This is a genomic window from Pseudomonas artemisiae, assembly GCF_057128685.1.
Genome location: NZ_JBSKHS010000007.1, coordinates 183,492 through 206,099 on the forward strand (window position 1 = coordinate 183,492; position 22,608 = coordinate 206,099).

Here is a 22,608-nt window from a genome sequence, read left to right on the forward strand (position 1 = left end):
TCAATCGGCGGCGCGCCTGGCTTTAAAAAAAGCGCTCAATACCGCGCCGCACTCCGACGCCAGCACGCCGCCCTCCAGCATTACGCGGTGATTCAGAAAGGGTTGGGTAAAGAATTGCCCTTGGCTTTGGGCGATGCCGGCCTTGGGCTCCAGCGCGCCGAACACCACCCGTGCTACCCGCGAATGCACGATCAGCCCAGCACACATGCTGCAGGGTTCGAGTGTCACATAAAGGGTGCTACCTGGCAGGCGGTAATTGCTTAGCGCCTGGGCTGCGTCGCGTATGGCCACCATCTCGGCATGGGCGCTGGGGTCGTGGGTGCTGATGGGGCAATTAAAGCCCCGGCCCACCACTTCCCCGCCTTGCACCAGCACAGCGCCCACTGGCACCTCCCCCAACGCCGCGCCCTGGGCTGCCAGCTCCAGTGCCATCAGCATAAAGCCTCGGTCGCGACTGCGGTCAATGATCAGCGGCTGGCGCATCAGGCCACCTCGATCGCAGCCATCAGGCCGGTTTCCATGTGGTCGATCACATGGCAGTGAAACATCCAAGTGCCAGGGTTATCGGCCACCAAGGCAACCTGAGCGCGCTCATTACGCCCCAGCAAATAGGTATCGGTAAAGTAAGGCACTACCTTGTGCCGACTGGACGCGATCACCTTGAAACTCATCCCGTGCAGATGCACTGGGTGCTGGTACTGGGTCATGTTCTTGAGCTCAAAGATATAGCTTTTGCCCTTCTCCAGCCGGGCGATGGGCCGGTCGGCGCAGGTTTTATCGTTGATGTCCCAGGCCACGCCGTTGATCTGCCATAAGCTCGGCGCAGCCGTTACACCTGCCGCGGGCGTGGTGCCTACCCATTCGAAATTGAAATTTAGCTTCTCGGCATTGGCCAGATCCGGCTCGGCGATAGGGTTGGGCGCTAAGGCCGGTGGCCAGTCGCCTGCGGCCCCTGCGGCCGCCACGGCGCGGAAGGTCCCCAAGCGCACGGGGCCGTCACGCAGGGAGATCTCCCCGCCTACGGTAGGCATTTTGATAGCCAGGCAGATGCGCATGCCCGGCCCTAGCCAGTAATCCTTGCCCAGCGGGCGTGGTTCGATCGGGTTACCATCAAGGGCGTAGATCCGGGCTTCGCCCTCGCCCTTGAGGTTCAGGCGGTAGGTGGCTGTGTTGTCCAGGTTCAGCAGCCGCACCCGCACCACCTGCCCCGCGGGCAGGTCCACGGTGGGGGCAGGTGTTCCGTTGATGGTGCTCAACCGGCCCAAGGTGCCATTACGCGCGGCCTCTCGAGGGATGCTGAACGGCAGAAATCCGCCCGCCTCGTCCACATGCCAGTTTTTCAAACTCAGGGTACGCTCATGCACGAAGCCCGTGGGTTCACGCTCCTCCACGATCAACGGGCCCACCAGCCCCCGCCCTAGCTGTTCGCTACTCGCCACATGGGGGTGGTACCAATAGCTGCCAGCGTCAGGCACCTGGAAACGGTAATCGAAGTGTTCACCAGGCATTACCGGCAGCTGGGACACATAAGGCACCCCGTCCATATGCAGAGGCAGGCGAATGCCATGCCAATGGATGGTCGTCGGCACCGGCAGGTGGTTGATAAACCGCACCCGCAGCCAGGCCCCCTGACGCACACGCAACTCCATGCCCGGGGCGGAGCCCCCGAACGCCCAGGCCGGCGTGACATGGCCTGCTACCAGCTCCACATCCAAGGGTGCGGCGATCAGTTCGTAGTCATGGCCCTCGGGCGCTTCATTACGCCCCAGCCAATAACGCGCCACGCCGCCAGCGCCCAGCCCCACGACAGCCAAGCCAGACAGGCCTGCAAGGATTCGGCGACGAGTGAAGGACATGACGGAAGGTACCTCTGTGACTTAGGCTGGGCCTGGATGACGTTCAGTTGGGCCTGGCTCGCTGGGGTCGACACCATACACAACCATAGGCAAAACTTTAAGGCCCGCCGATAAACAGGCTTGGCCCGCCCAAGGAGTGCAATATGAAACTGACGTCTTTAACCCTATTAGGCGCCTTAGGCGGGTTGATACTGCCAGGGGCCTTCGTACAGGCAGGCCCTACTCAACAAGGCAAAGGCGGGGACACAAGCGCGGTACGCGCCTGTGCCGACGAACTGGGCAAGCAGGAAGCACAGCGCCGCGTTGAGGTGTGCCGCAACGTATCGCCCGCTACCCATCCGCCGTGCAATGCGGCCAACAGCTGCGCCCTGATCGAAGACGAGATTGCCCGCGGTTGCGCCCTGTTCGACGGCCAGGGCGCGCCCATGGACGGCTGCCTGCCCGCCCCCACCAGTCAGGAAGCCGCCGCTGCGGTAGTACGCCGCTATTATTCTGCGCTCAACGCCCGAGACTTTGGCACTGCCTGGTCGCAGTGGGGCGAAAACGGCAAGCCAAACCAGGCATTCGCTACCTTCGAAGCCGGCTTCAAGCTTACCCGCGAAACCCATGTCACCCTTGGTCAATTACCCCCTCCAGAAGGCGGAGCAGGCTCCCTTTACCAAACCGTGCCCGTGACCGTGGACGCCCTACTCGACAACGGCACCCATCAGCGCTTTACCGGCCAGTACATCGTGCGCCGGGTGAACAATGTGGATGGCGCCAGTACCGAGCAACGGCGTTGGCATTTGGACTCGGCCCGGTTGAAGGCGGTGGGGGTGGAGTGAATGGATGCTGAAAAAGATTGAATCGAATATCCCTAGCCTGAAAAATGTTTTGAAGAAATAGCCCCATGCCCTGCACCCCGGATCAGCAGCCGATACCCTCAAATCTCATAGGTAGAGCCGGGCAATCAATTCACTTGAGGCTAGAACATCCGCATATTCATTACCCAGTATTGCCAAGGTCAGTCCATAAACAGTTTGCGCATCCCAAGCCTCTCCATCGACCCCAATAACGGGTACGGCAGTGGTTGCGTCTGGGGGAAGGATAATGCTGTAGCCAAGCGCTTTTCCGGCACGGACAGTGGCGTCCATACTGTTGTGTATCACCACACCCGTTAGCACAAAGCGCGTTGCCCGCATCAGTTTAAGGGTGGCATCCAATTCGGTGCCGATAAACGCACAATTCTCTTGCTTGGTGATGACGGTTTCGCCTGCTACAGGGGCAACTTCCTGCTTGATACCATTCCATTGGCCATGAACGTAATAACTGGACGCGGGGGCTTGCTCATCGTGCTTTACGTGAATAACTGGCCACCCCATCGACCGCCAGCGCTCAAGAAGGCGTTGAATCACCATCAGATACCCGGGGTTGTTTTTCCCAGCCCAGTTAGGGCGATCAATCGCATCCTGAACATCAAGGATAACCAGAGGCATGGGGCTAAGAGGTTCCTTCATGTAGCGTCCTTTAGGTGATACGAACACATGAGTGTGCTCCGGCGAGGCGAGGTTTGAACAGCTAATCGCCAGTCACCCTAGGGCATACCTGAGGGCATACCTGAGCGCATGCCAATGGCAGATTCCGTGCCACTTTAACCCGCTCCATGCCCAGCTTCCGAGCCTTGCGAAGCAAGGCGCGGCGTGTCGGACCTATTCGCCAGCTTCGCTGGCTCCTACACATTGAACGGCTGACTAGCCACGGCGTTCGCCTTCCTTGACCTTTCCATAGCCAATCTGGAACGGCTCCATCGCTCGAGGCGTGGGTGGCTTGGTGGAAATCAGGTTGGCGGTGTGAATCAATTTGGGCACCAGTTCGGCGCTGGCACGTTCAAAACTCCAATAAGCGGTGGAGACAGACAAATTGATCGCCGCGACCGCTTCACCTCGCATGTTACGCACAGGTACCGCGAAGGCTACGTCCCCCAGGTAGAACTCCTCCACGCTGTAGGCAAACCCAGTCGACCTGGCAGCAGAAATCAGCTCCATGAGTTTGCCCCGGTCGGTGACGGTATGAGGTGTGAACCTGGGTCGTTCCACACGTGCCAGTACTTCCTCGACCTGCTCGTCCGGCATACAGGACAAGTAGGCGCGCCCGGCCGACGAGCAGAATAAAGGCAGGCGGCGACCTACTGGCATATGCACGATCGCCCGGTGAGGGCTTGGAAAGCGCCCTATATAGACCATGTCACTCCCATCAGGCTCGGCCAGGTTCACCGTCTCGCCTGTCTGTTTATTCAGGTCAAGCAGGTAGGGGTTGGCGCGTTCCAGGAGCACGTGGGCCTGGAGGTAACGATAGCCGGTCTGCAAGGTGCCCGGCGATAACGAAAACCGTTTGGAGGCGTCATCCTTTCGTAACAGTCCCAACGCGACCAAGGTATGAGTGAATCGCTGAGCGCCACTTTTAGTAACACCCGCGGCCTCGGCGATTTCTCGAAGGTTCATGCTGGGGCGGTCGGTGGTAAAGGCACCTAGCACCGCCAAGCCACTGGCCAATGACTGAACATACAGAGGAGATTCATCAGCATTCATCGCGCGCTCCAATCGATCATGGTGCAGAGAAGCTGTTAGCTGCACTGTTATGGGCCAATGCTAGCCAAGTGACAGAACACTCGACCGGGCACTGCAGCTTGGCATTGCCAGGCAAACCCCATTATTACGCAATAACTTCCGACCGTATCGCTGTGCGATACACGAGTATCGAAATCGGCCTAGCTTCTGCATTCTATCAGAAGGTAACCCTTGGCCCAGAGCTGCATAAAAGATGCGTGACACACAAGATCGGGAACCCCAAGTCATTGTGCTCGGTGCGGGCATTGTCGGCCTGTGCACAGCCTTTCACTTGGTGGAAAGCGGTATGCGAGTTGCCGTTATTGATGCTTGCGCCCCAGGTGCCGAATGCTCATCCGGCAACGCGGGCTCGTTGGCGTCCGGTGCGGTAGCGCCGCTGGCGATGCCGGGGGTGTTGAAGCAGGCGCCTGGCATGCTCCTCGACCCCACTGGCCCGCTTTATGTACCTGCGAATTACCTGCTGCGGGTCGCCCCTTGGATGGCACGGTTCGTTGCCGCTTCCCGGCCCGAGCGGGTTGCCCGAATCGCGCAGTCGCTGCATGCCTTGATCGGGAATGCGGTCACGGATCACAAAGCCTTGGCAACAAAGGCTGGCTGTGCGGACTTGATTGTGGAAACCGGGCAATTGCACCTCTACCCGAGCCTCTCCAGCCTCGAAAAAGATAACGCGGGTTGGGCCTTGAAAATACAGCACGGCCTTGATGCGCAACGTATTGGGTTAGACGATATCCGACGGCTGGAGCCTGCGGTCAGCTCGGCCTACCAGGTTGGCTATCACTTGCCAGATCAGCCTTGGGTAAAAGAGCCTCAGCATTACGCCTCGCGCATTGCTGAACACCTGGCGGGGCGCGGTGTGCAATTTATCAGGGACCGTATAGAAAGCGTTTCCCGCACCGCCGGTGGCTGGACCCTGCTTGGCCAGGCGGGCCGCTACCTTAGCCCGCAGCTGATAATGGCGGCCGGCGCCTGGTCTGCTCAATTGCTGCGCCCGCTTGGGGTAAAGGTCCCGCTAGAAACCCAGCGTGGCTATCACCTGCGCTTTCCCAACCCGCGCATTCAACTGCGGCGTATTGTCGTGCTGGCCGACCGTAAGGTGTTCATTACGCCCATGCAGAGCGGCCTGCGGGTAGCGGGGACCGTGGAATTCGGCGGCCTGGAGCGCCTCCCAAGCACCCCCCGCGCTCAGTTGCTCGCCGGGCATGCCAAGGCTGGGTTGCCCAACCTGGACATTACCGACCCGATTGAATGGATGGGGCACCGCCCGTGCCTGCCTGATTCACTCCCGGTGATTGGCGAGGTACCTGGCCATGCAGGGCTTTGGTGCGCCTTTGGTCACGGCCACCTGGGTTTGACCGGCGCCGCGGGTACCGGTCGGTTACTGGCGCAGGCCATGGCCGGATCAGCCCGAGCCTTAAACATACTGATGCCCTTCTCTATCGACCGTTTTTGAACCCTTGCCCCATCAGGAGTTGTTTATGACCGCTGCTATAACGCGCCACCAGCCCACGACCCGGATCGCCGACTTCCAAGGCATGAACCGGGTATGGGACGCCTGGTTGCCAGAAGGGGCCGCGCCGGCTCGCGCTACCTGCCAGGGCCTGTTGGCCACCCCAGACATGCTCGTCGAGATAATCGTGACCGCAGCGGTTTAAGACAGGCGCTAAACAAAACACTCACAGGAGATACTCCATGCTTTCGCGACTGCTCAAACTGACTGGCTGCGCGTTGCTCACCCTCCAGGTACTGTCTGCGCACGTTCAGGCTCAAGAAACCCTGCGCGTGGGCGCTACGCCTACCGCCGTGCCGTTCAACTTTCTCGACACCAAGACCAATACACTCCAGGGCGTGATGATCGACATCACTCAAGCCCTGGGGCAAAAACTCGGCTTCACTCCGGACCTGCGCCCCATACCCTTCGCCGGGTTGGTCCCCTCTCTGCAGACCGACAAGATCGACATGATCAGCTCGGCGTTCGCCATCAATACACAGCGCGCCCAAGTTGTAGATTTTTCCGACGAGCTATTCGCCTATAGCGAAGAGGTGATCGCCAACAGCAAAGATACAACGGCTTACCACAGCAGCGCGGATTTCGCCGGCAAAACCGTTGGCGTACAGACCGGTACCGTGTCGGTAGAGCCCATGAAGGCACAAGCCGGCATCAAGGAGGTGCGTATGTACGACAGCATGGCGGACATGATCCGTGAGGTAGCCCTTGGCCGAATCGACGTGGCCGTGGGCGACGGCCCGGTGATGCTCTATACCGTCAAGCAGTCGGGCTCCAAAAGCCTGCGCGTGGCAGAGGATTACAACAAGCAGATACGCATTGCCATCGGGGTGGCCGTACGTAAGGGCAACGCCCAGTTACTGGGCCGCATCAATGAGGGGATCGCCGCGCTCAAAGCCGACGGCACGCTGGCCACGATCTTGACCAAGTGGAATGTGAAGAGCCTGTGATTGAGTTGACGGGCGCCGCCCCTCGGCGCCCTCACCGGAAGGATACAGCCTATGTTTGAAGGTTTCGTAAGCCAGGCGATCGAGTACGTTCCCATCTTGATGGAAGGTGCCTGGACGACCATTGGCATTACCCTCTGCGCGCTGGTCATTGGCACTGCGTTGGGGCTGGTGTGGGCGCTGTTACGGGTCAGCAACGTATTCGTGCTGGCCGAATGCTCACGCTACCTCACCAACGCTATTCGCGGCATCCCAATCATTGTGGTGCTGTTCTACCTGTACTTCGTGCTACCAGAGATGGGCGTAGACATGAGCGCCTTCCAGGCCGGTGCGCTTGGCCTGGGGCTGGCTTATTCGGCTTACATGGCGGAAGTGTTTCGCTCAGGCATTGAAGCGATCGACCCCGGCCAGCGTGAGGCCGCGCAGTCTATAGGCATGGGCCGAACCCTTACCATGCGCCGGGTGATCCTGCCACAGGCATTGAAAATTGCATTGCCGCCGTACAGCAACAACATGATCATGCTGCTCAAGGACTCCTCCCAGACCTCCATCATTACCGTGGTGGAGCTGTCCATGCAGGGCAAGCTGATTGCCGCCGCGTCCTTTAACAATGCCACCATTTTCACGCTGGTCGCCTTGATGTACCTGTGCTTGAGCCTGCCCCTGATGGGTTTGGCGGGCTGGCTCGAACGTAAATACAAAGGGAGTGCCCGATGATCAAGATCGACAGCATCACCAAGTCGTTCGGCCGCCACCAGGTGTTACAGGGCATCAGCGCCGAGATTAACCAAGGCGAGGTGGTATGCCTCATCGGCCCATCGGGCTCGGGTAAGTCCACCGTGCTGCGCTGCATCAACGGCCTGGAGACCTACGATGGCGGCCTGATCACTATCGACGGCATGAAGGTAGATGGCCAATCCAAAAGTATCCGCCAGATTTGCCGCTCGGTGGGCATGGTCTTTCAGCGCTTCAATCTGTTCCCGCACCGTACCGTGCTCGAAAACGTTATCGAGGGGCCGGTGTACGTGAAAGGCGAACCCGTCGAGCAGGCACGCCAGCGCGGCAAGGCTTTGCTTGACCGGGTGGGGCTGTCTGCGAAATACGACGCCTACCCGCCGCAGCTTTCCGGAGGCCAGCAACAACGGGTGGCTATCGCCAGAGCGCTGGCCATGGAGCCTAAGGCGATGCTGTTCGACGAACCCACCTCGGCGCTAGACCCCGAGCTCGTTGGGGAAGTGCTGGCGGTGATGAAAGACCTGGCCAACGAAGGCATGACCATGGTTGTGGTGACTCACGAAATGGGCTTCGCCCGGGCCGTGTCCACTCGCACGCTGTTCCTGGAAAGCGGCACCATCGTGGCCCAAGGGCCTTCCGCTGAAATCCTTGCAAACCCCACCCATGAGCGGATGAAAGACTTCCTGCGCCGGGTTTCCCATTCTTAAGACTTACGAGTAATCACAGATGCAATACAAAGCCCTGCTCAGCCAGACCGACGTTCAGCAAATCCTGGCGGCGGCGTGCGCCGAAGCCCAACGTCAAGGGTGGGCCGTAGCCATCGCCGTAGTCGATGACGGGGGGCACCCCCTGGCAATGACCCGCCTTGATGGCTGCGCCGCGATCGGAGCCTACATCGCCACGGAAAAAGCACGTAGCGCAGCCTTGGGCCGCCGCGAAACCAAGGGATACGAGGACATGGTCAACACGGGCCGTACTGCATTCCTGAGCGCGCCCTGCCTGACCTCGCTGGAAGGTGGCGTACCGATCATCGTAGAGGGCCATGTCATCGGCGCGGTGGGTGTATCTGGCGTTAAAGCCGAACAGGACGCCCAGGTAGCGAAGGCGGGTATCGCCGCATTGTGAAGCGTTGGATAACGCACAGGAGAATGTGAATGACACAGTACATGCACTGCCATCGCCTGCAAGTAGACAGCGAGCTGAAGCACTTTATCGAACACAGCGCCTTGCCCGAGACCGGCATTCGAACAGAGGCATTCTGGCAAGGCTTCAGCGAACTGGTGCATGACTTGGCCCCCCGCAACCGTGCCTTGTTGGCCGAACGGGACCGCCTACAGGCCGAACTCGATGCCTGGCACCGGGCCCATCCTGGCCCTATCCAGGACATGGGCGCTTATCAAGCCTTCCTCGAAACCATTGGCTATCTATTACCACAGCCGGATCACGTGCGCGTGAGTACCGAGCACGTAGACGCGGAGATCGCCACCCTGGCCGGCCCGCAGTTGGTAGTACCGGTGATGAATGCCCGCTACGCGCTCAATGCCGCCAATGCGCGCTGGGGGTCGCTGTACGATGCGCTGTACGGTAGCAATGCCATCCCCGAGCACGGTGGCGCAAGCCGAGGGCCTGGCTACAACAGCGTGCGCGGGGCACGGGTGGTCGCCTTCGCCCGTCGCTTTCTAGACCAGGCGGCGCCTTTGTCTGAAGGCTCGCACGCCGATGCAACGCGCTATGAAGTAGTGGATGGCCGGCTGCGGGTGGTCCTCAAGAACGGCGCACAGGCGGGGCTGGCCCAGCCAGAAAAACTCATCGGCTACCAAGGTGGCGCCACTTCGCCCAGCGCGGTGTTGTTGAAGAACAACGGTTTGCATTTTGAAATCCAGCTAGACCCTAGCCACCCGGTTGGCCTGATCGACCCTGCGGGGGTGAAGGACGTTGTGCTGGAGGCCGCTGTCTCTACGATCATGGACTGCGAGGACTCCGTGGCCGCCGTGGATGCCAGCGACAAGGTGCTGGTCTACCGCAACTGGCTGGGCCTGATGACAGGCGACCTCACCGAGGCCTTGGAGAAGAACGGCAAGCACCTCACCCGCCGCCTGAATCCCGACCGAGCCTATACGGCCGCTGACGGCAGCGCGCTGACCCTTCACGGTCGTTCGTTGTTACTGATTCGCAACGTTGGCCACCTGATGACCACGCCCGCGATCCTCGATGCGGCTGGGCAGGAAATTCCCGAAGGCATCATGGATGCGGTGGTTACCAGCCTGATCGCCCTGCACGACCTGAAACGGCAAGGCAACTCCCGCCGCGGTAGCGTTTATATCGTCAAGCCCAAGATGCATGGCCCCCAGGAAGTCGCCTTTGCCAATGAGCTGTTCGAACGGGTAGAGCAGCTGCTGGAAATGCCAATCAATACGTTGAAAATGGGCATTATGGATGAAGAGCGGCGTACCAGCCTCAACCTCAAGGCGTGCATCCAGGCCGCCCGCGCGCGGGTGGCCTTCATCAATACCGGCTTCCTGGACCGGACCGGTGATGAGATGCACAGCGCGATGGAAGCCGGGCCTATGCTCAGAAAGGGCGAGATGAAAGCCTGCGCCTGGATTCAAGCCTACGAACACAACAACGTATCCACCGGGCTGGCCTGCGGCCTGCGTGGAAAGGCGCAGATTGGCAAGGGAATGTGGGCAATGCCCGACTTGATGGCCGAGATGCTCGAACAGAAAGTCGCGCACCCCCAAGCAGGCGCCACGACGGCCTGGGTCCCCTCACCGGTCGGTGCCACGCTGCATGCGCTTCATTATCACCAGGTAGACGTGCACGCGGTGCAGATAGCGCTGGAAGGTACTGACTCAGCCCTCTTGAGGCAGGATGTGTTACACGGCCTTCTCACTGTGCCAGTGGCTGCGGAACAGGCTTACAGCGACGACGCCATCCAGCAGGAGTTGGAAAACAACTGCCAGGGCATCCTCGGCTATGTCGTGCGGTGGGTAGAACAGGGTGTGGGTTGCTCAAAGGTGCCAGACATTCATAACGTGGGCCTGATGGAAGACCGGGCGACCCTGCGTATTTCCGCGCAGCATATCGGTAATTGGCTGCATTGGGGTGTGGTGGATATAGCACGGGTGCGCACGGCGCTGGAGCGCATGGCGCATATCGTAGACCGGCAAAACGCAGGTGACGCCGGCTACCTTCCGATGGCGCCGGCCTTTGACCAGTCCCTGGCCTTCCAGGCTGCTTGTGATCTGGTATTCAAGGCCCGGGCGCAACCGTCCGGCTATACCGAGCCGATGCTGCATGCCTGGCGATTACGCTTCAAGCGCGAGAAGGCAAGCCGATAAATGTTGTAGATACCGTCTGGCTCTCACCTCGCAAGTGGAGCCATTCATCCCGTAGCAGCAGGGCTTGCCCGCGACTAGGCCGCTTTACCCTGCTCTATGCTCAGTTGCCGAGCCTTGCGAAGCAAGGCATGGACGTGTCGGACCTATTCGCCAGCTTCGCTGGCTCCTCTTACAGGTTGACCTGCGCGCTTGTCAATGTGTAGGAGCGAGCGAGCGCTCGCGGAAATACAGCGTCAAGGCCGCCGCGGGCAGTTGCTCCAGCACCCGCCGAACCAACGGGTACACCTGCCGCGGGTTGGCCATGCCAATGGTGTCCGCCAGGGTCACACCCTGCATGCCGAAAGCCTGGTAAGCCTCGACCAGGTGCAGCACCACGTCTTCAAGGCTAACCGCGCTGCCCTGCGCCAACTCGATCACCTCGGTAAACCCCTGCCAGGAACTAGGTCACCTGAACTCAACACCAACCTGTGACCAGCCTGCAATCGGAATACCTCGACCTATAAATCGATGTTATATCGAGGCAATTAATGGATGCTTGGGGTCTCGAGCCGATAACGGAATGCGCCTTCCTGAAGCACTTACGACCAATCTGCACTGATGCGGGGCGAATCGCTAACGAGGCTCCGCCAGATAGCCACCAAACACCGACCCCCTCCCCACCTGGCACAGTTATTTCATAGTGTTTCATCAACCACGCAAGCCGGCCTTACCGCCTTAAGCCTTGCTACATCAGCGCAGTTTGCTGCGCCAGGTACCGAAGCCTGATCGACCTTTCACGGGGTGGATCGGGCTTTTTTTATGGATCATCGCCATGCTCGATGCACGCCCTGTTGTGACCGTTGGCTTTCTACTGTCCACCGAAGGTACCTATCGGCGGATGGGGAGCAGTGCGTTGCAGGGGTTGCAGGATGCGTTGGCGGAAATCAACGCCGAACCGGGCCGCGGCTTCAGACTAGAAGCACTGTGCATCGACCCTAAGGGCAAGGCTGCTGATTACAGCCGCGGCGTAGCGCAACTGCTTTTGGCCGGGGTGAAACATGTGTTCGGCACCACGCTATCAACTAGCCGTAAGGAGATCATTCCCGACCTGGACCAGCACGGCGCACTGCTGTGGTACTCCAGCCCTTATGAAGGCTACGAGAGCAGCGAGAGTGTGCTTTACCTGGGCGGTTGCCCGAATCAAACCCTGCTGCCCTTGCTGCGCTATGCCCTCGCCCACTTTGGGCGGCGGGCGTTTCTGCTGGGGTCCAACTACGTGTGGGGCTGGGAAAGCAACCGCATTGCACGGGAAGTGCTAGAGGCCAACGGCGCGCAGGTGCTGGGTGAAAAATACTGGCACTTGGGGGCCACGGGCTTCGACCCGCTGGTGGATACACTGATGCGCGAGCCGCCGGCCTTTGTGCTGAACAACCTGGTGGGCGAGTCTTCCTATGCCTTTTTGCAGCAGCTGGACCGCGCCTGCGCCGAGCAAGGTATGCGCCTACCCGTACTGAGCTGCAACCTGACCGAAGCCGAGCTGGACGCGGTGGGGCCGATGCAGGCGTTGCGGTTGCTGTCGTGCGGGCCATTTTTTGAAACCCTGGCCCCGGCCTTCGGCGCCCGCCAACAACGCCATGGAGCGCGGCGCTGCTCCCATTATTACGCCGGGGCCTATGCTGCTCTGCGGCTGTTCGCCGATGCCTTGCAAGCCTGTAACGACCCGGCCCCCACGGCCATCTGCACTTACCTGTTCGGCAACACCCTGCCCAGCATTTTTGGGCCTTTGACCCTCTCCGCGCGCAATCACCACAGCGCGCTGGGGAGCCATATCGCCGAGCTGCGCGAAGGCAGCTTTCACATCGTGCACTCAGCCGCCCAGCCGCTGGCCGCCGACCCCTACCTGACCGTCACTGATCTACACGCGGGCGTGGCCGATCGACACGTTCGCGGCGCAACGCATTTGAGGATCGTCAAATGAAAGCACGAGCATTTTCAACCTTGGGGCACGGTCGCTTGTTGTTGATCGACTGCGACGAGCGCAGTCAGGCCAGCCTTGGCAAAAGCCTGCAGCGCTTGGGCATTCATACCCAGGTGCTGGAACGAGACGCGCCCTTCGATACCGCAGGTTGCTTTGCTGCCATTCTCGAAGTGGAGCATTTCGCCAGCCCCCTGGCGGTGCAAGCCCTTAACGCCGCCGCCATTCCAATCGTTGCGCTCACCGCCCACGAAACCCTGTCGCAAATCCAACGGGCGCTGCAATTGGGCGCAACCGCCCTGCTCAACAAGCCCATCAGCCAGGGCTCGGTGTACACCACGCTGATGATGGCGGTGGGGTTGCGCGACCGGCAGCGGGCTGACGCCGAAGCCTTGGCCGGGTTGCGCCATCGCCTGGCACAACAGCCCTTGCTGACGCAAACCCTGGCCCGCCTGATGGTCACCCAGCATATCGACGAAGCCACCGCGTATGAGCGCTTACGCAGCCTGTCTATGAAGCTGAACCGCCCTATCGAAGCCCTGTGCGCCGACTTGCTTGCAACGCGCGACGAGGGCCGGGCATGAATACCCTCAAAGCTCTTTTACGCCGGCCAACCGTGGCCGTATCCCTACTGTTTATAACCGCCGTGGTACTGATGGCACTGCTAGCACCCTGGCTTACGCCCTTCGACCCGGATGAGCAGTTCATTGAGGGGCTGTCATTGGAAGGCGCGCCCCTGGCGCCTGCCACACCCTACTGGATGGGCACGGACCTGCTTGGCCGTGATGTATTCTCGCGGCTGGTCTTTGGCGCGCGCACGTCACTGTTCATCGGCGTGCTGGCCAACGGGCTGGCGGTGCTGATCGGCACCTTGGTGGGGCTGACCGCAGGCTTTGTGCGGGGCTGGCTGGGCAGTGTGCTGATGCGCCTGACGGACCTGATGATGGCCTTCCCTGCCCTGCTGCTGGCCATTGCGCTGTCGGCGATCTTCCAGCCCAGCGTGTGGATCGTGGCCATGGTGATCGCCATGGTCAACTGGGTGCAGATCGCCCGGGTGATCTACGCCGAAACCGTTGCCTTGAGCGCCCGGGACTTCGTTGCGGTGGAGCGCACCCTGGGCGCCAGCTCGCTGCGCATCCTGTTCTCGCACCTGTTGCCGCACCTGCTGCCGACCATTCTGGTGTGGGCCACGCTGGGCATTTCCACCACCGTACTGCTGGAAGCCACGCTCTCGTACCTGGGCGTGGGCGTGCAACCACCCACGCCCAGCTGGGGCAATATCATTTTCGAAAGCCAGACCTACTTCACCTCGGCGCCCTGGCTGGTGTTCATTCCAGGCGCGGCGATCATCCTGCTGTCGCTGGCTTTCAACCTGGTCGGCGACGCCCTGCGCGACGAACTCGACCCCACACTCAAGGGGCGCCGCTGATGCTGCCGTTCATTTGCCGCCGGGTGAGCTATGCCCTGCTTATTCTGCTGGGCGTCACCCTGATCACCTACCTGCTGCTGTTCCTGCTGCCAGCAGACCCCGCGCGGCAGATCGCAGGCCGCAGCGCCACGCCTGAAGTGGTCGCGGCCATTCGGGCGCAGCTGGGGCTGGACCAACCCTTCTATACCCAGTACCTAAGCTACCTGGGCAACCTGCTGCACGGGGACCTGGGTCGTTCTTATATCCAGCGTACAGCGGTGAGCGAGCTGATAGGCGCACGCCTGCGCCCTTCCCTTGAATTGATGGCGGCGGGCATTGGCTTTGAGCTGTTGATTGGCATTAGCCTGGGCATGCTTGCCGCGCTCAAGCGCAACAGCATCGCCGACAAGCTGCTGATGGCGCTCTCCTTCGTGGGGGTGTCTGCGCCGCAATTTATCGCCGCCATGCTGTTTCTTTACTTCTTCGCCGTGCAACTGGGCTGGTTTCCTCTCGGCGGCTACGGCGGCGTCAGTCACTTGATGCTGCCTGCGTTGACCCTGGGCCTGCTGGGCAGCGGCTGGTACTCGCGCATGGTGCGTTCCTCGATGATCGAGGTGCTGCACCAGGACTTTATCCGCACCGCCCGCGCCAAGGGCCTGAGCCGGGCACGGGTGGTGTTCGTTCACGTGCTGCCCAACGCCATCGTGCCGGTGATACCGATGATTGGCATCGACATTGGCGTGTTTATGGGTGGGCTGGTGGTGGTGGAATCGGTGTTCGGTTGGCCCGGCATCGGCCAGCTGGCCTGGCAGTCGATCCAGCAAGTGGACATCCCGGTCATCGTCGGCGTTACCACCCTATCGGCAGTGGCCATTGTGCTGGGCAACTTGCTGGCGGACTTGGTGATGCCGTTGGTGGATCCGCGTATTGATATCAAGCGTCATTAATTCAGAACATAACGGGGCAAACCATGAAGATCAAAGCGCTGACCTTGGCCGTGGCGGCCACGCTGTTCACTACGCCGCTGTGGGCCGATACGCCCAAAAGCGGCGGCAATGTGGTAGTGACTTATCAGAACGATGTGGCCACGCTGGACCCTGCCATCGGCTATGACTGGCAGAACTGGTCGATGATCAAAAGCCTGTTCGGCCGGTTGATGGACTACAAGCCCGGCACCACCGAGCTGGTGAAAAGCCTGGCCGAGGACTACAGCGTTTCCCCTGACGGCACCGTGTACAGCTTTACGCTGGTGAAGGGGGTGAAGTTCCAGAACGGCCGTGAGCTGGTGGCCAGCGACGTGAAGTACTCCCTGGAGCGCACCGTCAACCCCAAGACCCAAAGCCCAGGGGCGGGGTTCTTTAGCTCCATTCAGGGCTATGAAGAAGTTACCAGCGGCAAGAGCCAAACCCTCAGCGGTATCAAGGTGATCGACGACCAGCACCTGACCATCACCCTTAGCGCCCCCAACGCAACCTTCCTGCACATCATGGCCATTAACTTCGCCTCGGTGGTGCCAAAGGAAGCGGTAGAAAAATGGGGCGCGGATTTCGGCAAGCACCCGGTGGGCAGCGGCGCCTTCAGCCTGGCCAACTGGCAGCTGGGGCAGAAGCTGGAGCTGGTAAAAAACCCGGACTATTTCCAGAAGGGCTTGCCGTACGTAGACAAAATCACCTTCGAGATTGGCCAGGACCCTACCGTGGCATTGCTGCGCCTGCAAAAGGGTGAAGTGGATATCGCAGGTGACGGCGTGCCGCCCGCGCAGTTTTTGCAGTTCAAGAACGACCCGGCCTCCAAGGCCCTGTTGGTGACCGGCAATCAGCTACAAACCGGGTACGTGACGTTGAAAACCACCCTGGCGCCGTTCGATAACCTCAAGGTGCGCCAGGCGGTGAACATGGCCATCAGCAAGGACCGCATCGTGCGCATCATCAATGGCCGCGCGGTGCCCGCTAATCAGCCGCTACCACCGGCCATGCCGGGCTACGACCCCCAATACAAGGGCCTGCCCTACGACGTAGAGGGCGCAAAAAAACTGCTGGCCGAAGCGGGCCTGGCCAAAGGGTTCGACACCGAACTCTACGTGATGAACACCGACCCGCAGCCGCGTATTGCCCAGTCCATCCAGCAGGACTTGGCCAAGGTAGGCATCCGCGTGCAGATCAAATCCCTGGCCCAGGCTAACGTGATCGCCGCTGGCGGCTCCAAGGACCAAGCCCCGATGGTGTGGTCCGGCGGCATGGCCTGGATTGCGGACTTCCCGGACCCGTCGAACTTCTACGGCCCGATCCTCGGTTGCAGCGGTGCGGTGGAAGGCGGCTGGAACTGGTCGCTGTACTGCAACCAGGCGCTGGATGAACGCGCGGCCAAGGCCGATGCCATGGCCGCCCCGCAACAGCAGGCCGAGCGCACCGAAGCCTGGAAGAAGATCTTCACCGACGTAATGGCGGACGCGCCCTGGGTGCCGGTCTTCAACGAGCAACGCTTCACCGTGCGCGCCCAGCGCCTGGGTGGGGCCGACGCGCTCTATGTAGACCCGGTACATGTGCCGGTGAACTACGACTACATCTGGGTGAAGTGACACCTCCCGACCGCCGCCGTGGCCTGCGCCCCAGGCCACGACCGTATTGCAACGAGGATAACCACCATGTGTCAGAACTGCCTGGTCAAGACCATTCACAGCGTCAATAGCCACTTCGGCTGGGACCGCGGCCTTACCCCCGTAGAGCGCGTGGCGCCGGGGACCACGCTGCAAATGAACTGCCGGGACTCGTCCAATGGTTACTTCACGGCCCAGTCCCAGGTTGCCGATGTGAGCACCCTGCCCTTCGACCAGATCAACCCCGTCACCGGGCCGATTTTCGTCGAGGGTGCTCAGCCCGGTGACATTCTCAAAATCACCCTGGACAGCTTCAAGCCCGGCGGCTTCGGCTGGACGGCAAACATCCCAGGCTTTGGCCTGCTGGCGGACCAGTTCACCACCCCTGCCCTTGCCCTTTGGCACTACGATACCCAAACCCTGGCGCCCGCAGCCTTCGGCAAGTTCGCCAAGGTGCCGCTCAAGCCGTTCGCCGGCACCCTCGGCGTGGCACCCGCCGAGGCCGGGCTGCACTCGGTAGTGCCACCACGCCGGGTGGGCGGCAACCTGGACATCCGTGACCTGGCCGCGGGCAGCGTGCTGTACCTGCCGGTGGAGGTCGAAGGCGCCCTGTTTTCCATCGGCGATACCCATGCCGCCCAAGGCGATGGCGAGGTGTGCGGCACCGCTATCGAAAGCGCGATGGACGTAGTCGTGAAACTCGACCTGATCAAGCAAACGCCCCTGGCCACCCCGCGCTTCAGCACCCCTGGCCCAGTCACCCGCCACCTGGATAGTGCCGGCTACGAAGCCTTTACCGGCATCGGCCCCGACCTGATGCAGGCTGCCCGCCAGGCCGTGGCCAACACCGTGGACTGGCTGTGCCGCGAACAGGGCATGCCCGCCGAGCAGGCCTATATGCTGTGCTCAGTGTGCGGCGACCTGCGCATCAGCGAAATCGTCGACCTGCCCAATTGGGTAGTGTCGTTCTACTTCCCCAACGTGGTGTTCAACTGATGGCCAAACCCGTACCCAGCCTGTCGGTCGAGCGCCTGAGCATCGACGTAGGCGGCGGTGCCTCTCGGCGCCGGGTAGTCGATGAGCTAAGCTTTGCGTTGTATCCGGGGCAAACCCTGTGCATCGCCGGGGAATCGGGCAGTGGTAAATCCCTGTCGTCCCTGGCGGTCATGGGCCTGCTGCCAAAAGCGGCGAGCGTGCCCAGCGGCGCCATCCTGTTCGATAACCGGGACCTGCTCAGCCTGCCCGACCGCGACCTGCAAGCCCTGCGCGGCAAACGCATCGGGATGATCTTCCAAGAGCCGATGACCTCCCTCAACCCGTTGCTGACCGTGGGCCAGCAACTGGCCGAAACCCTGCGCCGCCACGAGGCCATGGGCCGGAGCGATATACACCGCCGTTGCCGGGAGATGCTCGAAGCCGTACGCATGCCCCAGGTGGACAAACGCCTCACCCAGTACCCCCATGAGCTGTCCGGCGGCATGCGCCAACGGGTGATGATCGCCATGGCCATGCTCTGCCAGCCCGAGGTGTTGATCGCCGACGAACCCACCACCGCCCTGGACGTGACCATTCAGGCGCAGATACTTGAACTGATGCGCGAGCTGCAACAGCAGTTCAAGACCAGCCTGCTGCTGATCACCCACGACATGGGTGTGGTAGCCGAAATGGCAGACGACGTGGTGGTGATGAACCAGGGCCGGGTGGAAGAGCATGGCAGCCTGCAGCAGGTGTTCACCACCCCCCTGGCGCCTTACACCCGCAAGTTGCTGGCCGCTGTGCCCGTGCTCGGCACGGCCAAGCCACCTCAACGCTTGAGCGAGCAGCCCGTAGTACTGGCGGTGCAGGATCTAAACGTGCGCTTTGCCCTGCGCCACGGCTGGTTCGAGCGCCCCCGCACCGTCCATGCCGTTGAGGGCCTGAGTTTCGAACTGCGTGAAGGGGAAACCCTGGGCCTGGTGGGCGAAAGCGGCTGCGGTAAATCCACCACCGGCAAGGCCGTGATGAACATGCTGGCCTATGAGGGCAGCGTAAAACTGCGCGGCCAGGAGCTCAATGGCCTTACCGGCGATGCCCTGCAACAGGTGCGCCGCGACGTACAGATGGTCTTCCAGGACCCTTACGCCGCCCTCAACCCGCGCAAAACCGTGTTCGATTTGGTAGGCGAGCCGCTGCTGATTCACCACCGCATGGTCGAACCCGAGCGGCGCGAGCGCGTGGCGCAACTGCTGCAGCAAGTGGACCTCCCCGCTGCTACCTTGGAGCGCTACCCCCACCAATTCTCCGGTGGCCAACGCCAACGCATCTGCATCGCACGCGCCCTGGCGCTTAATCCCAAGGTGATCATCGCCGATGAGTCCGTGTCCGCGCTGGACGTCTCCGTTCAGGCCCAGGTGCTGGACCTGCTCGAACGCCTGCGCGCCGAGCACGGCTTGAGCTACTTGTTTATCTCCCACGACATGGCCGTGGTAGAACGCATCTGCCACCGCGTGGCCGTGATGTACGCCGGGCGCATTGTGGAAATCGGCGCCCGCGACCAGGTGCTGCATAACCCTCAACACGCCTACACCCGCCGCCTGCTCGCCGCGGTACCCGTGCCCCAAGTAGGCCGCCGGCGGGACTTCAAAAGCCTGCTCAAAGAATTCGTACCCCCTAACCCCATCAAAGAGGCAGGCTTTATTGCCCCACCCCAGCGCTTCGCGCCCGTGGGGGCGGATCATTGGGTGGCGGTGGAGTGAGGGGCGTGGCAAGCTCGTTACCCCACCCGTAAGCGCTAGCACCGCTAGCGAACGCGCAAGATCAAACACCACCGCGGTAGGAGCCAGCCAAGCTGGCGAACGCGTCAACCTAAGCACCCAAGTGGCCCTTTCCAATATCCCTGTTAACGAACATTTTTATCCAAAAACTCACGGATCACCGGAATTATCTCCTTGCCATGGGTTTCAAGGGCAAAGTGCCCGGTGTCATAGAAGCGAATGTCCGCCTGGGGAATATCCCGCTTCCAGACCTCCGCCCCAGCCGGCAGGAAGAACGGATCGTTCTTGCCCCACACCGCCAACAAGGGCGGCTGATACTGGCGAAAGTACGCCTGGAATGCGGGGTACATGGCCACGTTCGAGGCGTAGTCCAACACCAGGTCCAGCTGGATCTCCGCATTCCCTGGCCGGGACACCTGAAGCCCTTCCAGGGTGTAGCCATCTGGTGAAACGGTGCTCTTATCAGCCACCCCTTCCAGGTATTGCCACTTGATCGAGGCCGGTGTCGGGAAGTCATGCAGCGCTTCCCGGTTCTGCTGGGTAGGTTCGCGCCAATACGTCTGGATCGGTGCCCACCCCGCGCCCAAACCTTCTTCATAGGCGTTGCCATTCTGAGAAATGATCGCCGTTACCCGCTCAGGGTGCGCCACTGCCAAGCGCCAGCCCACCGGGGCACCATAGTCATGAACCATCAGCGCGTACTTATCGAGCTTAAGCTGCTCCGTGAACTGGCCGATGGTCTTCGCCAACTGGCTGAAGGTGTAAGCGTATTGGCCCCGCGCAGGCGCTTCGGTAAAGCCAAATGCAGGCAAGTCTGGCGCGATCACGTGATAGCGGTCGGCAAGCTGGGGAATAAGATCGCGGAACATAAAGGACGAAGCCGCGAACCCATGGAGCAGCACTACCGTCGGCGCGCTCGGGCTGCCCGCCTCCCGATAGAACACCTTCACATTACCGACCTGTTCGTAGCGGTAATGGACCTGAATGTCTGCATTGGCGTGCTGGGCAACGCCAGCCAGCAACGAAGCCGAGAGCCCTGCAGCTGTAATGGATTTGGATAACGTCATAACGAATTACCTCTGTAACCTTTAAAATTGATGTTTGAAGGTTACGAGCCATTTTGGTAACCTGTCAAACATATTTTATAGGTTACAGGTCAACATGCACCCCACCACTCCCCTGCCCGACGCACTCTTTCTGGCCGACAACCTTGCCCTGGACTTCATCAACTCCGAGTACGGGGTGGGCGAGCAACACCATGACTGCTTTGTAGACGACCAAAGCGTTATCAGTTGGTTGGCGATGGCAGGGATCTTGCCCGAACAGGCTGATCAGCAAGCCCCTAACGGCCTGATGACACTCGCCCACGCACTGCGGGCGTGTTCAAGGGGGGTAATAGACGCCGCTACGAAAGGCACCAAGGTGGACCTCAGCGTGATCAACCAGGTGCTTGAGGCAGGCCGGCCCGTAAGGATATTGGAATGGGCGAGCGATGCGCAGGCGTTGCGCCTCGCCACTCGGCCAAGGGATAACAGCCCCGCCAGCCTGCTTGCGCCCATTGCCGAGGCGTTGGTGAGCCTGGTTACGAATGATAAGTTCGAATTCGTACGCCAATGCGAAGCCCACGACTGCGTGTTGCTCTTCCACGACCTAAGCAAGTCCCACCGCCGCCGCTGGTGCAGCATGGCAACCTGTGGGAACCGTATGAAAGTAGCGGCGTTTCGGTCTAGGAAGAAGGTTTGAGGATGGAGTAATCTTGACTTGGAACAATAGCCAGCTTAATTTCGGATGCCCTATAGTCCGAAACGCCGACACCGCTCCATGCGACTATCATTAACGAAAAGGCTTACTTATAGAGCGTAAATTTATAAATGAGTCGGGCTATGTCAAAATTTTGAGAAAACTCATCAAAACAATATAAAATTAATCCGCTTTAGTCCACTATCGAGGAATCCGAACTAAAAAAGGGGCGCCTTGCAAGATCGGAATATTTACCGCCCCCCTCATGCCGGGCTCGGTAGTCAAGATCTGAGTGTTTATCTCAATGACACGTTCAAATGGAAAGAAGATCAACTCCATTACATGTCAGCCAGCTTCTGAAAGGTCTTTTTGTGAGTTCTGAGAACGAGCTTTGTTTCTGAATAAACGATCTGCTTACCCAAGTCGCCACCCAAGTCCAGCTTCTTGGTGGCTTTAATTTTAGGTCTCTCTACTATGGATACGCCATAGGCGTTCAGCTTGTGGTTCATGGCTTGGTACCCCAGACGGCTTGATCAATTTCTGCTCACAAGGTAGCACACTAAGAGGAACGATACACCGAGCCATCGACAGCGTCGTGCGCCGCTTGCCGACTGGCATCGGCGCCACGCCAGCGTGTCCCCCAGCAACAGTCATTGCTGACAGAAAAAGCGTCTCCAGCAATAGTGCGTCGATACATTCAATAACATTGGCCTCAGGCTAACGCCGTAGCGGCTCCGAAATCACATTCGTATGATGAATGATGATTCAAAGGTCACTGTCCGGGCGGGCGTCTTGTCGTGCGCACTCTCAAAGGCCGCGAACTCGTAATCCGTCAGGCTGACCTTGCTGCTCATCTCGGTAGCAGCAAGCCAAGCTTGACCCAGCCTGGCGGCCTCAACGTAGACATCCAAAATGTCTCGCATCCCGGCCTTGAGATTGTGATCGTGTTGAGCTGCCTTTAAACAGATGCGCCAGTTTCGGAGGGTGACAAATGCAAAAAGCCCGCAACTGAGCGCAATGCTGTTCACTTAAGGATTGTTGACTAATCCTTGGGCAGCAGAAAAATCCGGAATCTGATTATAGATTCCGGATTTTTTATGTCTGTCGCTCAGGATTTAGGCGCTGTTCTGGACTTTGCTGAGCAGCCGCTCTCACGCCTCGACGTATT

General features: G+C 60.3%; 24 protein-coding genes. 16 read left to right on the forward strand and 8 right to left on the reverse strand.

The window, feature by feature from the left end:
* The gene (gene tadA / locus ACWKV4_RS10940; protein WP_483832094.1) at positions 1–483 is read right to left on the reverse strand and encodes a tRNA adenosine(34) deaminase TadA; all 483 of its coding nucleotides are present in this window, start codon (positions 481–483) and stop codon (positions 1–3) included.
* Positions 483–1,856: a multicopper oxidase family protein gene (locus tag ACWKV4_RS10945; RefSeq protein WP_483832095.1), complete on the reverse strand. Its 1,374-nt coding sequence runs from the start codon at positions 1,854–1,856 to the stop codon at positions 483–485. The genes tadA and ACWKV4_RS10945 overlap by 1 nt, the downstream gene beginning before the upstream one ends.
* 143 nt (positions 1,857–1,999) lie before the next feature.
* On the opposite strand from ACWKV4_RS10945, the gene ACWKV4_RS10950 reads away from it, so the two are divergent.
* On the forward strand, positions 2,000–2,680 hold the full coding sequence (locus tag ACWKV4_RS10950) for a hypothetical protein (RefSeq protein WP_483832096.1): 681 nt from the start codon (positions 2,000–2,002) through the stop codon (positions 2,678–2,680).
* A 105-nt stretch (positions 2,681–2,785) separates the two neighbouring features.
* Here the strand turns inward: ACWKV4_RS10950 and ACWKV4_RS10955 are convergent, their stop codons facing one another.
* Complete coding sequence (locus tag ACWKV4_RS10955; RefSeq protein ID WP_483832097.1) at positions 2,786–3,352, reverse strand: isochorismatase family protein; 567 nt, start codon at positions 3,350–3,352, stop codon at positions 2,786–2,788.
* A 234-nt stretch (positions 3,353–3,586) separates the two neighbouring features.
* Positions 3,587–4,423 carry an IclR family transcriptional regulator gene (locus ACWKV4_RS10960; protein ID WP_483832098.1) on the reverse strand — a complete coding sequence of 279 codons (837 nt, stop codon included), beginning with the start codon at positions 4,421–4,423 and terminating at the stop codon, positions 3,587–3,589.
* 232 nt (positions 4,424–4,655) lie between these two features.
* Here ACWKV4_RS10960 and ACWKV4_RS10965 point away from each other — a divergent pair, with 232 nt between their 5' ends.
* Genes ACWKV4_RS10965 through ACWKV4_RS10995 form a run of 7 tightly spaced genes read left to right on the forward strand, consistent with a single transcriptional unit; the run spans position 4,656 to position 10,989 of the window.
* Complete coding sequence (locus ACWKV4_RS10965) at positions 4,656–5,912, forward strand: NAD(P)/FAD-dependent oxidoreductase (RefSeq protein WP_483832099.1); 1,257 nt, start codon at positions 4,656–4,658, stop codon at positions 5,910–5,912.
* A gap of 25 nt (positions 5,913–5,937) precedes the next feature.
* Entirely contained in the window at positions 5,938–6,114 is a 177-nt protein-coding gene (locus ACWKV4_RS10970) for a Rid family hydrolase (RefSeq protein ID WP_483832100.1), read from the forward strand.
* Positions 6,115–6,151: 37 nt separating this feature from the next.
* Positions 6,152–6,916 carry a substrate-binding periplasmic protein gene (locus ACWKV4_RS10975; RefSeq protein WP_483832101.1) on the forward strand — a complete coding sequence of 255 codons (765 nt, stop codon included), beginning with the start codon at positions 6,152–6,154 and terminating at the stop codon, positions 6,914–6,916.
* A 51-nt stretch (positions 6,917–6,967) separates the two neighbouring features.
* The gene (locus ACWKV4_RS10980) at positions 6,968–7,630 is read left to right on the forward strand and encodes an amino acid ABC transporter permease (RefSeq protein WP_483832102.1); all 663 of its coding nucleotides are present in this window, start codon (positions 6,968–6,970) and stop codon (positions 7,628–7,630) included.
* Complete coding sequence (locus ACWKV4_RS10985) at positions 7,627–8,355, forward strand: amino acid ABC transporter ATP-binding protein (RefSeq protein WP_483832103.1); 729 nt, start codon at positions 7,627–7,629, stop codon at positions 8,353–8,355. The genes ACWKV4_RS10980 and ACWKV4_RS10985 overlap by 4 nt, the downstream gene beginning before the upstream one ends.
* Before the next feature lie 19 nt (positions 8,356–8,374).
* Positions 8,375–8,773, forward strand: coding sequence for a heme-binding protein (locus ACWKV4_RS10990; protein WP_483832104.1), 399 nt, complete (start codon positions 8,375–8,377; stop codon positions 8,771–8,773).
* Between the two features lie 29 nt (positions 8,774–8,802).
* Entirely contained in the window at positions 8,803–10,989 is a 2,187-nt protein-coding gene (locus ACWKV4_RS10995; RefSeq protein ID WP_483832105.1) for a malate synthase G, read from the forward strand.
* A 192-nt stretch (positions 10,990–11,181) separates the two neighbouring features.
* On the opposite strand, the gene ACWKV4_RS11000 is transcribed toward ACWKV4_RS10995, so the two are convergent.
* Positions 11,182–11,406 (reverse strand): hypothetical protein, encoded by a 225-nt coding sequence (locus tag ACWKV4_RS11000; RefSeq protein ID WP_483832106.1) that lies wholly within the window; start codon positions 11,404–11,406, stop codon positions 11,182–11,184.
* 394 nt (positions 11,407–11,800) lie between these two features.
* Here ACWKV4_RS11000 and ACWKV4_RS11005 point away from each other — a divergent pair, with 394 nt between their 5' ends.
* The 7 genes from ACWKV4_RS11005 to ACWKV4_RS11035 all read left to right on the forward strand — a co-directional run bounded on the left by ACWKV4_RS11005 (position 11,801) and on the right by ACWKV4_RS11035 (position 19,682).
* Positions 11,801–12,946, forward strand: a complete 1,146-nt coding sequence (locus ACWKV4_RS11005; RefSeq protein WP_483832107.1) for a transporter substrate-binding protein — start codon at positions 11,801–11,803, stop codon at positions 12,944–12,946.
* Positions 12,943–13,527, forward strand: a complete 585-nt coding sequence (locus ACWKV4_RS11010) for an ANTAR domain-containing response regulator (protein ID WP_483832108.1) — start codon at positions 12,943–12,945, stop codon at positions 13,525–13,527. Before ACWKV4_RS11005 ends, ACWKV4_RS11010 begins: the two co-directional genes overlap by 4 nt.
* A complete protein-coding gene (locus tag ACWKV4_RS11015) occupies positions 13,524–14,372 on the forward strand; it encodes an ABC transporter permease (RefSeq protein ID WP_483832109.1) in 849 nt (282 codons plus the stop codon). Before ACWKV4_RS11010 ends, ACWKV4_RS11015 begins: the two co-directional genes overlap by 4 nt.
* Positions 14,372–15,298: an ABC transporter permease gene (locus ACWKV4_RS11020; protein WP_483832110.1), complete on the forward strand. Its 927-nt coding sequence runs from the start codon at positions 14,372–14,374 to the stop codon at positions 15,296–15,298. Before ACWKV4_RS11015 ends, ACWKV4_RS11020 begins: the two co-directional genes overlap by 1 nt.
* A gap of 23 nt (positions 15,299–15,321) precedes the next feature.
* On the forward strand, positions 15,322–16,929 hold the full coding sequence (locus ACWKV4_RS11025; RefSeq protein ID WP_483832111.1) for an ABC transporter substrate-binding protein: 1,608 nt from the start codon (positions 15,322–15,324) through the stop codon (positions 16,927–16,929).
* A gap of 66 nt (positions 16,930–16,995) precedes the next feature.
* Positions 16,996–17,943: an acetamidase/formamidase family protein gene (locus ACWKV4_RS11030; RefSeq protein ID WP_483832112.1), complete on the forward strand. Its 948-nt coding sequence runs from the start codon at positions 16,996–16,998 to the stop codon at positions 17,941–17,943.
* Positions 17,943–19,682: an ABC transporter ATP-binding protein gene (locus tag ACWKV4_RS11035; RefSeq protein ID WP_483832113.1), complete on the forward strand. Its 1,740-nt coding sequence runs from the start codon at positions 17,943–17,945 to the stop codon at positions 19,680–19,682. The genes ACWKV4_RS11030 and ACWKV4_RS11035 overlap by 1 nt, the downstream gene beginning before the upstream one ends.
* A gap of 143 nt (positions 19,683–19,825) precedes the next feature.
* On the opposite strand, the gene ACWKV4_RS11040 is transcribed toward ACWKV4_RS11035, so the two are convergent.
* Positions 19,826–20,767, reverse strand: coding sequence for an alpha/beta fold hydrolase (locus tag ACWKV4_RS11040; RefSeq protein ID WP_483832114.1), 942 nt, complete (start codon positions 20,765–20,767; stop codon positions 19,826–19,828).
* Positions 20,768–20,861: 94 nt separating this feature from the next.
* Here ACWKV4_RS11040 and ACWKV4_RS11045 point away from each other — a divergent pair, with 94 nt between their 5' ends.
* The gene (locus ACWKV4_RS11045) at positions 20,862–21,443 is read left to right on the forward strand and encodes a CGNR zinc finger domain-containing protein (protein WP_483832115.1); all 582 of its coding nucleotides are present in this window, start codon (positions 20,862–20,864) and stop codon (positions 21,441–21,443) included.
* A gap of 335 nt (positions 21,444–21,778) precedes the next feature.
* On the opposite strand, the gene ACWKV4_RS11050 is transcribed toward ACWKV4_RS11045, so the two are convergent.
* The gene (locus ACWKV4_RS11050) at positions 21,779–21,949 is read right to left on the reverse strand and encodes an acetyltransferase (RefSeq protein WP_483832116.1); all 171 of its coding nucleotides are present in this window, start codon (positions 21,947–21,949) and stop codon (positions 21,779–21,781) included.
* Between the two features lie 231 nt (positions 21,950–22,180).
* A complete protein-coding gene (locus tag ACWKV4_RS11055; RefSeq protein ID WP_483832117.1) occupies positions 22,181–22,468 on the reverse strand; it encodes a hypothetical protein in 288 nt (95 codons plus the stop codon).
* Positions 22,469–22,608: the final 140 nt, after the last annotated feature.